This window comes from Lutibacter sp. (assembly GCF_046055765.1).
Taxonomy (GTDB): domain Bacteria; phylum Bacteroidota; class Bacteroidia; order Flavobacteriales; family Flavobacteriaceae; genus Lutibacter.
This window is the reverse complement of sequence record NZ_JASFZF010000001.1, coordinates 43,681-54,101: the sequence shown is the minus strand read 5'-3', so window position 1 is coordinate 54,101 and position 10,421 is coordinate 43,681. Positions and strand designations below refer to the sequence as shown.

Below are 10,421 nucleotides of genomic sequence, written 5' to 3'. Positions count from 1 at the left end.
GGAAGAAAATCATCGATGACTATAGCTGCAACTGCATTTTTAACAGCATTTATTTTAATGATTGCCCATTGGAATTGGATGGATCCTGAAATTGCAAATCTTCAACCTGTACTAAATTCATATTGGTTAATGATTCACGTTGCCATTATTGTAGCAAGTTACGGTCCGTTTGGTTTAGGAATGATTTTAGGATTAATCTCTTTACTATTAATAATTCTTACAACTAAAAAAAATAAAGCCCAATTAGCTCCAAAAATTAAAGAATTAACCATTATTAATGAAATGTCATTAACCGTTGGTTTGGTGATGATTACAGTAGGAAACTTTTTAGGAGGTATGTGGGCAAATGAAAGTTGGGGTCGTTACTGGGGTTGGGATCCTAAAGAAACTTGGGCTCTTATTAGTATTATGGTATATGCTTTTATATTACATTTAAGATTAGTACCTGGTTTAAGAAGTCGATTTACGTTTAATTTCTTTTCAGTTGCAGCATTTGCATCCATATTATTTACTTATTTTGGAGTTAATTTTTATTTATCTGGATTACATTCCTATGCAAGTGGAGATAAAGTAATAACACCAACATTCGTATATTACACTATGTTGGCTTTTATTCTCATTGCTGCTGCGGCTTATTTTAAATTTAAAAAATATTATAAAAAATAATTAAAATCATTACAAAAATGTAACTTTGCAATCCACAAAAAAAATAGATAATCAATGTTTAATAAGTATATAAAATTAGTAATTGCAACTGCAATTTTAGTTTGGTCGGTTTTTCAATTTATTGATAGTAACATCATGAACGGTATTTCATTGGTTTTACTAGCTGGTATTTTCGTATTATTTTACTTTAAAAATGAATTTATATTATTAGCCTTTTGGCAACTAAGAAAACAAAATTTTGCAGGCGCTAGTAAATGGTTAACTTATATTAAAAATCCAAGCAGTGCTTTAGTTCAAAAACAACAAGGGTATTATAATTTTTTACAAGGAATTATGGTGTCTCAAACCAATCTTACACAAGCTGAAAAATTTTTTAAAAAAGCATTAAGTTTAGGTTTAAGTATGAAACATGATATTGCAATGGCAAAGTTACAATTAGCTGGTATTGCAATGTCTAAAAGAAGAAAACGCGAAGCCACAATGCTAATTAACGAAGCAAAAAAATTAGATACTCAAAAAGTTTTAGCAGAGCAAATTAAAATGCTAAAAAATCAAATGAAGAAAATGTAACAATTAAATTATATAAAAAAACCTCAACGTTAACGTTGAGGTTTTTTTATATCTTAATTTATTTATTCTAAAATAATTGTATCTAAATCTTTTGTGTACTTAATTAAAAATACACCTTCATTCTCAAAACTTCCAAATAATTTTTTATTGTAATCAAAAATGCAAGACAGTCTTGAGGATATCCCTAATTTTAGTCCTTCTTCAAAATTATTTGCACTTGCAATTCTAATTAAAGCATCATAAGTCACATCAAAACCTCTAATTACAAATTTTGAAGGTAATGCATAATTTTTAGATTTGTATTTCTTATAAAATCTTTGAGTTTTAATGTCGTCCATATTCATAAAATCTGAAGTTGGATATACAAAATTTAGCTTGCCTAAAAAACTGTTATTAATAGTTTCAAAATTTCTCCCTTTTGTAATTGCAAATAAACTAATATCGACATCTTCTGCGTAGGTTTTTAAATTATTAACTGTAGCAGATGTAGTAACAATCTCATTGCTAATTAGAAGCACCCAATTTTTACCCAAAGTATCTAACTTTTCCATAAAAACTTTTTTATTAATTAAGCCGTTTTCAGGCTTAATAACTTCAATATTCTGAATTGAATCAAAAGCTTTTAGTTTGTTAACTACCCTCCAAAGTTTTGATTGATTTTTAGGTTTATCATCATTTATAACAACCACGTTTTCACCATTATATGACTTTTCCATGTAAGCTAACAACTTATTTTCATACACTTTATAATTTGGAGAAGATTTTACTAAGTTTCCTGCTGATAGCGAATCTTGTTTTTTAGAATATAACGGAGCAATTACTGGTGTTTTAATATGTTTTGAAACCCAGAGTGCTTTATCAAAAAATAATGGTCCAATTACAACATCTGTATCACTAAAATCATTTTTATTTAGCAAATACTGTAATTTATAATTTGAATTTTCAGTATCTAAAAAAGTTACGTTAATTCTCAACCCTTTTTGACGTAATGAATCTATTGCCATAGTAGCTCCTAAATGAAAATCGGTGGTGATATTTAATAAAGAATTACTTTTTTCAAAACTTCCAGTTCTAATTGAATCGTTTAATTTATTTAACTGATACGGCAGCATAAAAACTACATTTAACTCCTTTTCAATATCAATATTTTCAACAAAAAAATTAATTTCTTCTTCATGAATTTCAATAGGCTTCACTTTTAACAACATTCCCAGTTTTAAACCTTCTTTTAAAGACGGATTTAAATTAAATAAATCGTCCTCAGTTACTTCATATCGTTTTGTTAAATTGTAAATTGTATCATCTATAATAACGGTATGTAGCACATAATTTACAGAATCTTTTACTTGTGCTTCCGTTTGTTTTGGAATAACTAATTTCATTCCAATTTGAAGCCCAATTACTAAATTGGGATTTGCACTTTTAAGTTCCTCTATAGTAATTCCAAACTTTTTTGAAATTCCAAAAAGCGTTTCTTTAGATTGCACAGTATAACGATTATCATCTATCGCTTTAATTTCAGTTATAACTTTACCAAAATTTTTATTTGGAACTATAATTACGGTATTGGCTTTTGGCTTTTTTCCTACACCAGGATTTAATCGTCGCAAATCCTTTTTAGACATTTTATATTCTTTCGCAATACTCTTAATTGTTTCACCCTTTTTTGTGGTATATGAAACATATTTTTTTTCTTGCGCAAATGAAATAGCACAACTTAAAAAAAGAAATAGTACTAACAGTTTTATTTTATTCATAAACGAAATTTAATTTTTAATTGAAGTTTTTATTCCCATTCAATTGTTGCTGGTGGTTTAGAACTAATGTCATACACTACTCTATTAACGCCTTTTACACCATTTATTATTTTGTTTGATATTTTTTGTAAAAATTCATACGGTAAATTTACCCAATCAGCAGTCATTCCATCTGTGGATTCTACTGCTCTTAAAGCCACTACTTTTTCATAAGTACGTTCATCGCCCATAACACCTACAGAATTTACAGGCAATAAAATTGCACCTGCTTGCCAAATTTTATTATATAAGCCTGCTTCTTTTAATCCATTAATGAAAATAGCATCAACTTCTTGCAAAATTTTAACTTTTTCTTCAGTGATATTTCCTAAAATTCTAATTCCAAAACCAGGTCCTGGAAAAGGATGCCTCCCCAATAATTCTGCATCAATCCCTAATGATTTTCCAACTCTTCTAACCTCATCTTTAAACAACATTTTTAAAGGTTCTACAACTTTCAACTTCATAAAATCTGGTAAACCACCCACATTGTGATGCGATTTAATTGTTGCTGAAGGCCCTCCACTTACTGAAACCGATTCAATAACATCAGGATAAATAGTACCTTGGGCTAACCATTTTACATCTTTTAATAAATGTGCTTCATTATCAAACACTTCAATAAAAACACGACCAATTATTTTTCGTTTTCCTTCAGGATCTTCTTCTCCTACAAGCTCATTCAAGAAACGTGCCGAAGCATCAACACCTTTCACATTTAAACCCATTCCTTTGTATTGATCTAATACATTTTTAAACTCATTTTTACGTAACAAACCATTATTCACAAATATGCAATACAAATTTTTTCCGATAGCTTTGCTCAATAATACTGCCGCTACTGTTGAATCTACACCTCCTGATAATCCTAAAATAACTTTATCATTCCCAAGCTTATTCTTAAGTTTTTCTACTGTTGATTCCACAAAAGAATCAGGTGTCCAAGTTTGTGCAACTCTACTAATTTTTACCAAAAAATTTTCTAGAATTTTCAAACCATCTTTTGAGTGATAAACTTCTGGATGAAATTGAATTCCAAAAGTAGTTTCATTTTTAATTTTAAAAGCAGCATTTTCAACATCGTTTGTACTTGCAATTAACTCACAATTTTCAGGTAAATTAACTATGGTATCACTATGGCTCATCCAAACTTGGCTACTTTCACTCACACCTTCAAAAAACAATTCATTTTCTTTTACAAAAGATAAGTTAGCTCTTCCATATTCACGAGTATTTGAAGCAGTAACTTTTCCACCAAAATTGTGCGCTATAAATTGCGCCCCAAAACAAACACCTAACAAAGGTAACTTCCCTTTAATATTTGATAAATTTGGATGTGGAGCATCTTTGGCTCTCACTGAAAAAGGACTACCTGAAAGTATAACAGCTTTGTAATTATCTAAAATAAAGTTTTTACTATTGTAAGGAAAAATCTCACAAAAAATATTAAGTTCTCTAACTCTCCGTGCAATTAATTGTGTGTATTGCGACCCGAAATCTAAAATAAGTACCTTATGTTGCATCTGCAAAAATAATATTATTATAAATATAGCATCTACTTTCTACATGTTTTTTCTTAACATTATAATTTTAAACAAAAAAACAATCATTTTTTTCTGAAGTAATTCAAAACCTGCTTTTTTTATTAAACTATTAAGTATAAAATTTTTGAATTTTGAATTTTCAGGCTTTAAATAAAGCCAAATAAGACACTTCAATTTTTTCTACCATAACACATTTTTAAAAAGTTATAAAACAATTATTAAAGCTGTTTTAAGCTATTTTAAAAGACTTTCAACTAATTCACAATTGTTAATAACTTATAGCTTTAACAAATTTATAAACTATGTAATAATTGATTCAATAATTATATTTGAAGTTATAGTATATATATTAAATTAATTTTTAAACGATGAGCGAAGAAGTTAAAAAAAACGATTATTCAGCCGATAGTATTCAGGCTTTAGAAGGAATGGAACATGTGCGTAAGCGCCCTTCCATGTATATTGGAGATATTAGTGTAAGAGGATTACACCACTTAGTGTATGAAGTAGTTGATAACTCTATTGATGAAGCAATGGCTGGTCATTGTGATACCATTAACGTAATTATTAATGAAAATAATTCAGTATCTGTAAAAGATAATGGTCGTGGTATTCCTGTTGGAATACACAAAAAAGAAGGTATTTCTGCACTAGAAGTTGTAATGACTAAAATTGGTGCCGGAGGTAAATTTGATAAAGATTCATATAAAGTTTCCGGTGGTTTACACGGTGTTGGTGTTTCTGTAGTAAATGCACTTTCTGAGCATTTGAGAGCAACTGTTTATTTAGATGGTAAAATTTGGGAACAGGAATATGAGAGAGGTAAAGCATTGTACCCTACAAAAACTATTGGTAACAGTGACGATAAAGGTACTATGGTTACTTTTTTACCAGACACCTCAATTTTTACACAAACTATTGAATTTAGTTACGAAACATTGGCAACACGTATGCGTGAGCTTTCGTATTTAAATAAAGGGCTTACTATAACTTTAACTGATAAAAGAACTAAAGATGAAGAAGGAAACTTTACTTTTGAAAAGTTTTTTAGTGAAATTGGTTTACCTGAATTTATTGAATATTTAGATGCTACTAGAGAGCGCCTTACGGCTAAAGTGATTTCAATGGAAGGTGAAAAAAACGGGGTTCCTGTTGAAGTTGCTATGGTGTACAATACTTCATACACAGAAAATTTACACTCATACGTAAATAACATTAATACTCATGAAGGTGGTACTCATCTTTCTGGTTTTAGACGTGGATTAACAAACACACTTAAAAAATACGCTGAAGCTTCTGGAATGTTAGACAAATTAAAGTTTGATATTGCCGGAGATGATTTCCGCGAAGGATTAACAGCTATTGTATCTGTAAAAGTTCAAGAACCTCAATTCGAAGGACAAACCAAAACCAAATTAGGAAATCGTGAAGTATCTTCAGCAGTAAGTCAATCAGTTTCTGAAATGCTGCAAGATTATTTAGAAGAAAACCCAAATGATGCTAAAATAATTGTACAAAAAGTAATTTTAGCCGCAACTGCTCGCCACGCAGCTCGTAAAGCACGTGAAATGGTACAACGTAAAACGGTGATGTCAATCGGAGGTTTACCTGGTAAATTAAGTGACTGTTCTGAAACAGATCCTGAAAAATGTGAAATTTTCTTAGTTGAGGGTGATTCAGCAGGTGGTACAGCAAAACAAGGACGTGATAGAGCTTTTCAAGCAATTTTGCCATTAAGAGGTAAAATTTTAAACGTTGAAAAAGCTATGCAACATAAAGTTTTTGAAAACGAAGAAATTAAAAATATGTTTACAGCATTAGGAGTTTCAATTGGAACAGAAGAAGATCCTAGAGCTTTAAATTTAAGTAAATTACGTTATAACAAAGTGGTTATTATGTGTGATGCCGATGTTGATGGTAGTCACATTGCTACATTAATTCTTACATTCTTCTTTAGATATATGAAAGAATTAATTGAAAATGGACATATATTTATTGCAACTCCACCACTATATTTAGTGAAAAAAGGACAGAAAAAAGAATATGCTTGGAATGATGATCAACGTGATTTAATTGCTCATAATTTAGGTGGAAATGTAAATATACAACGTTACAAAGGTCTTGGAGAAATGAACGCAACACAACTTTGGGATACCACTATGAACCCTGAATTTAGAACATTAAGACAAGTTGTCATTGATAATTTAGCTGAAGCAGATAGAGTTTTCTCTATGCTTATGGGTGATGAAGTTCCTCCTCGTAGAGCATTTATTGAAAAAAATGCAAAATATGCAAATATTGATGCTTAATTAATATCTCTAATCATTTTAAAAGACTGCTTAAAAAAAGCGGTCTTTTTTTATATTATTACAACTCTAAAAGAGCTTATTAATGATGATAACCTGAATCATACTTCTACAAACATAGGATGACATATTCAGGTCAAATAAATTTTACTTTTTCAGAAAGTCTTTTTTTATGTTAAAATCTTTATTTATACCTTTACATTACTTAAAAAAACCCCTATCATGAAAAAAACAATTCTACTTTTATTATTATTTATTTTTAATTTTTCTGCAAAATCTCAAGAATTAGAAATGCTATTATTAGCTAAAGATGATGCATCCCTTTTAATAAAAAATTATATGACTCCTGTAATGGAAGGAATGGCATATAGTTTAAATGACGGTTGGTATCATACCGCAAAAACCCATAAAAAATTGGGTTTTGACATTACTATAAATACAAATGCGGCTATAGTTCCAAAATCATCAAGAACATTTCAATTTAATGAAAGTGATTATCAATACTTAACTTTAGAAAGTGGAGATCGTAAAATTCAGGCAGTAATGGGCGGCAATAACAATAGTACAATTGGTGTTAGAATTCCTGAAGCAAATGATTATAAAGTTGCAGAGTTTGATATGCCCGATGGTATTGGTGGTGATTTGCCTCTTAATGCAGTTCCTTCACCCATGATTCAAGCTAGCTTAGGAATTCCTTTCGACACAGATATTAGTATTCGCTTTTTGCCTGAAGTTAATACTGATGATGTTAAAGGGAATTTAATTGGTTTTGGAGTTAAGCACAATTTAATGCAATATTTTGGACCTTTAGATAGATTACCTCTAAATGTATCTGTTTTTGGTGGTTTTACAACGATGAATATTACTTATGATTTAGCAAGTATTAACGGTTTAGATGGTAACAATCAGGAAGCAACCCTTAAATTTAACACTTTCACAATACAAACAATTGCTTCATTGGATTTTCCTTTTGTTACAATTTATGGTGCAATTGGTTATGATAAAGGTACTTCAACCTTAAAATTAAATGGAACTTATGACCTTGAATATACTCTCGAAGGTAGCAATAATACAGTAAATGAAACCGTAACAGATCCTATAAATTCTAAATTTAATGCAAACGGGGCAAGAGGAACATTAGGGCTAAGAATTGGCTTAGGTTTCTTTAAAATTTATGGAGATTACACCTTTAAAGAATACAATACGGCATCTGCCGGAGTGGCATTTAGTTTTAGATAGCACTTTCAAACTCTTAAATTAAAAGGATTGTTAATTAACAATCCTTTTTTTGTTATAAATATTACATCAATTTAGTTTAAAAAATTGTACTTTTAATGTTCATTTTTTTAACACTTATAAACAACACAATAATATGAAAGTAACAGTAGTAGGAGCAGGTGCTGTAGGTGCAAGTTGCGCTGAATACATCGCTATTAAAAACTTCGCATCAGAAGTAACATTAATTGACATTAAAGAAGGTTTTGCAGAAGGTAAAGCAATGGATTTAATGCAAACAGCTTCATTAATGAAGTTCGACACTAAAATTACAGGAACAACAAACGATTACTCAAAAACAGCCGGTAGTGATATTGCTGTTATCACAAGTGGAATTCCTAGAAAACCAGGAATGACACGTGAAGAGTTAATTGGAATTAATGCAGGTATTGTAAAAACCGTAACAACAAGTTTAATAGAACATTCACCAAACGTTATTATTATTGTAGTTAGTAATCCAATGGATACCATGGCTTACTTAGCACACAAAGCATTAGGAATTGCTAAAAACAGAATTATTGGTATGGGTGGAGCTCTAGATAGCGCACGTTTTAAATTCCGCTTATCTGAAGCTTTAGGTTGCCCTACATCTGATGTTGATGGAATGGTAATTGGAGGACATAGTGATACAGGTATGGTTCCTTTAATTGGTAAAGCTGCACGTAATAGTGTTGCTGTTTCAGAATTCTTAACTAAAGAACGAATGCAACAAGTTGTTGAAGACACAAAAGTTGGTGGTGCAACATTAACTAAATTGTTAGGAACAAGTGCTTGGTACGCTCCAGGTGCAGCAGTTTCTTCAATGGTACAGGCAATTGCTTGCGATCAACATAAAATGTTCCCTTGTTCAGCTTTATTAGAAGGGGAATATGGCTTAAATGACCTTTCAATTGGTGTTCCATGTATTATTGGTAAAAACGGTATTGAAAAGATTGTTGAAATAGAACTTTCTGAAGCTGAAATGACTAAATTACACACAAGTGCTGAAGGTGTTAAAAAAACAAATACATTGTTAGACTAACAACTTTTAAATAATATTTTAAGAGGCTGTATAGAAAGTCATGAAATTCGTCATTCTGAATTTATTTCAGAATCTTATCATACTGGTTACCAATCATTATGAGAACCTGAATCAGGTTCAGGTTGACGTAAATTCTACTTTTTAGACAGCCTCTTCATTTTTAATGTATATTTATCTACTTTAAAATGTACATTGTTATGAACAAATTAAAATATTTAAGCGTATTTATACTTGCTTTTACCGCATACATTTCTTTTACTAATTATGGTATTTGGACCTATTCCCCTATTATTTTTTCATTTGTACTTATACCTATTTTAGAATTATTTTTTAAGCCAAATAATAAAAACTCTAGCTTAGATGCAAAAAAAGAGCTTAAAAAAGATAGGTACTTTAATATTGTTCTTTTTACTACAGTTCCTATACAAATTGGGTTTGTAATTTTCTTTCTATTTGCAATTCAAGAGGAATTAAAACCTTATGAAATAATTGGAAGAATAAGTTCTTTAGGAATTTTATGTGGTATTTTAGGAATTAATGTTGGACACGAATTAGGACACAGAACAAATAGATTTCAGCAATTTTTAGGTGAAATTCTTTTACTTACTTCATTAGAAACACACTTTTTACCTTACCATAATAGTGGCCATCATTACAATGTTGCAACACCAAAAGACCCAGCAACTGCAAGAAAAGGTGAGCTTGTTTTTACTTTTTGGTTTCGATCACAAATTGGAAGTTATTTTCAAGCTTGGAAAATTGAAACTAACAAATTAAAAAAGAAAGGAAAATATTTTTTATCATTTTCAAACAGCATGCTCATATACTCTATTGCACAAATAATATTGTTATTTACAATTTATTTCATTTTTAATATTGAAGTTGTACTTGCTTTTTTAGCAGCTTCAATTTTTGGAATATTAATGCTTGAAACTGTAAATTACATTGAACACTATGGTTTACTCCGGAAATTAAAAGAAAATGGGAATTATGAAAGAGTGCAACCATCTCATTCTTGGAATTCAAATCATATTGTTGGTAGAAGTATTTTATTTGAATTATCTCGTCATTCTGACCATCATTTTAAAGCAAATAAACAATATCAATTATTAGACTCGCTACCAAATAGCCCTCAAATGATTACAGGTTATCCCGGCATGATGTTATTAGCATTAGTTCCTCCTTTATGGTTTAAAATAATGCATAAACAACTCTAGGGATTTAATACTATTTCATAAAAAAA

The 10,421-nt window shown here is 30.0% G+C and carries 8 protein-coding genes; 6 read left to right on the top strand and 2 right to left on the bottom strand.

Annotation, left to right across the window (positions count from 1 at the left end; translation table 11 throughout):
• A partial coding sequence (locus QM495_RS00210) for a cytochrome c biogenesis protein (protein ID WP_408670088.1) occupies window positions 1-666 on the top strand: 666 nt, incomplete at its 5' end.
• A 54-nt stretch (window positions 667-720) separates the two neighbouring features.
• Window positions 721-1,236 carry a DUF2892 domain-containing protein gene (locus QM495_RS00205; RefSeq protein WP_408670087.1) on the top strand — a complete coding sequence of 172 codons (516 nt, stop codon included), beginning with the start codon at window positions 721-723 and terminating at the stop codon, window positions 1,234-1,236.
• Window positions 1,237-1,298: 62 nt separating this feature from the next.
• Here QM495_RS00205 and QM495_RS00200 read toward each other — a convergent pair whose 3' ends face one another.
• Together QM495_RS00200 and guaA are read right to left on the bottom strand one after the other, a co-directional pair.
• On the bottom strand, window positions 1,299-2,993 hold the full coding sequence (locus QM495_RS00200) for a LysM peptidoglycan-binding domain-containing protein (protein WP_408670086.1): 1,695 nt from the start codon (window positions 2,991-2,993) through the stop codon (window positions 1,299-1,301).
• 29 nt (window positions 2,994-3,022) lie between these two features.
• A complete protein-coding gene (guaA, locus tag QM495_RS00195; RefSeq protein ID WP_408670085.1) occupies window positions 3,023-4,555 on the bottom strand; it encodes a glutamine-hydrolyzing GMP synthase in 1,533 nt (510 codons plus the stop codon).
• 389 nt (window positions 4,556-4,944) lie between these two features.
• On the opposite strand from guaA, the gene gyrB reads away from it, so the two are divergent.
• From gyrB to QM495_RS00175, 4 genes are all read left to right on the top strand, one after another.
• On the top strand, window positions 4,945-6,885 hold the full coding sequence (gene gyrB / locus QM495_RS00190) for a DNA topoisomerase (ATP-hydrolyzing) subunit B (RefSeq protein ID WP_408670084.1): 1,941 nt from the start codon (window positions 4,945-4,947) through the stop codon (window positions 6,883-6,885).
• Window positions 6,886-7,104: 219 nt separating this feature from the next.
• Window positions 7,105-8,121, top strand: a complete 1,017-nt coding sequence (locus QM495_RS00185) for a DUF6588 family protein (protein ID WP_408670083.1) — start codon at window positions 7,105-7,107, stop codon at window positions 8,119-8,121.
• 133 nt (window positions 8,122-8,254) lie between these two features.
• Complete coding sequence (locus QM495_RS00180; protein ID WP_408670082.1) at window positions 8,255-9,178, top strand: malate dehydrogenase; 924 nt, start codon at window positions 8,255-8,257, stop codon at window positions 9,176-9,178.
• A 197-nt stretch (window positions 9,179-9,375) separates the two neighbouring features.
• Entirely contained in the window at window positions 9,376-10,395 is a 1,020-nt protein-coding gene (locus QM495_RS00175; protein WP_408670081.1) for an alkane 1-monooxygenase, read from the top strand.
• Window positions 10,396-10,421: the final 26 nt, after the last annotated feature.

Excerpts from the sequence above, each read along its gene's own strand:
- QM495_RS00175 (WP_408670081.1), top strand. The coding sequence starts at position 9,376 with ATGAACAAATTAAAATATTTAAGCGTATTTATACTTGCTTTTACCGCA.
- guaA (WP_408670085.1), bottom strand. The coding sequence starts at position 4,555 with ATGCAACATAAGGTACTTATTTTAGATTTCGGGTCGCAATACACACAA.
- QM495_RS00180 (WP_408670082.1), top strand. The coding sequence starts at position 8,255 with ATGAAAGTAACAGTAGTAGGAGCAGGTGCTGTAGGTGCAAGTTGCGCT.
- gyrB (WP_408670084.1), top strand. The coding sequence starts at position 4,945 with ATGAGCGAAGAAGTTAAAAAAAACGATTATTCAGCCGATAGTATTCAG.
- QM495_RS00200 (WP_408670086.1), bottom strand. The coding sequence starts at position 2,993 with ATGAATAAAATAAAACTGTTAGTACTATTTCTTTTTTTAAGTTGTGCT.
- QM495_RS00205 (WP_408670087.1), top strand. The coding sequence starts at position 721 with ATGTTTAATAAGTATATAAAATTAGTAATTGCAACTGCAATTTTAGTT.
- QM495_RS00185 (WP_408670083.1), top strand. The coding sequence starts at position 7,105 with ATGAAAAAAACAATTCTACTTTTATTATTATTTATTTTTAATTTTTCT.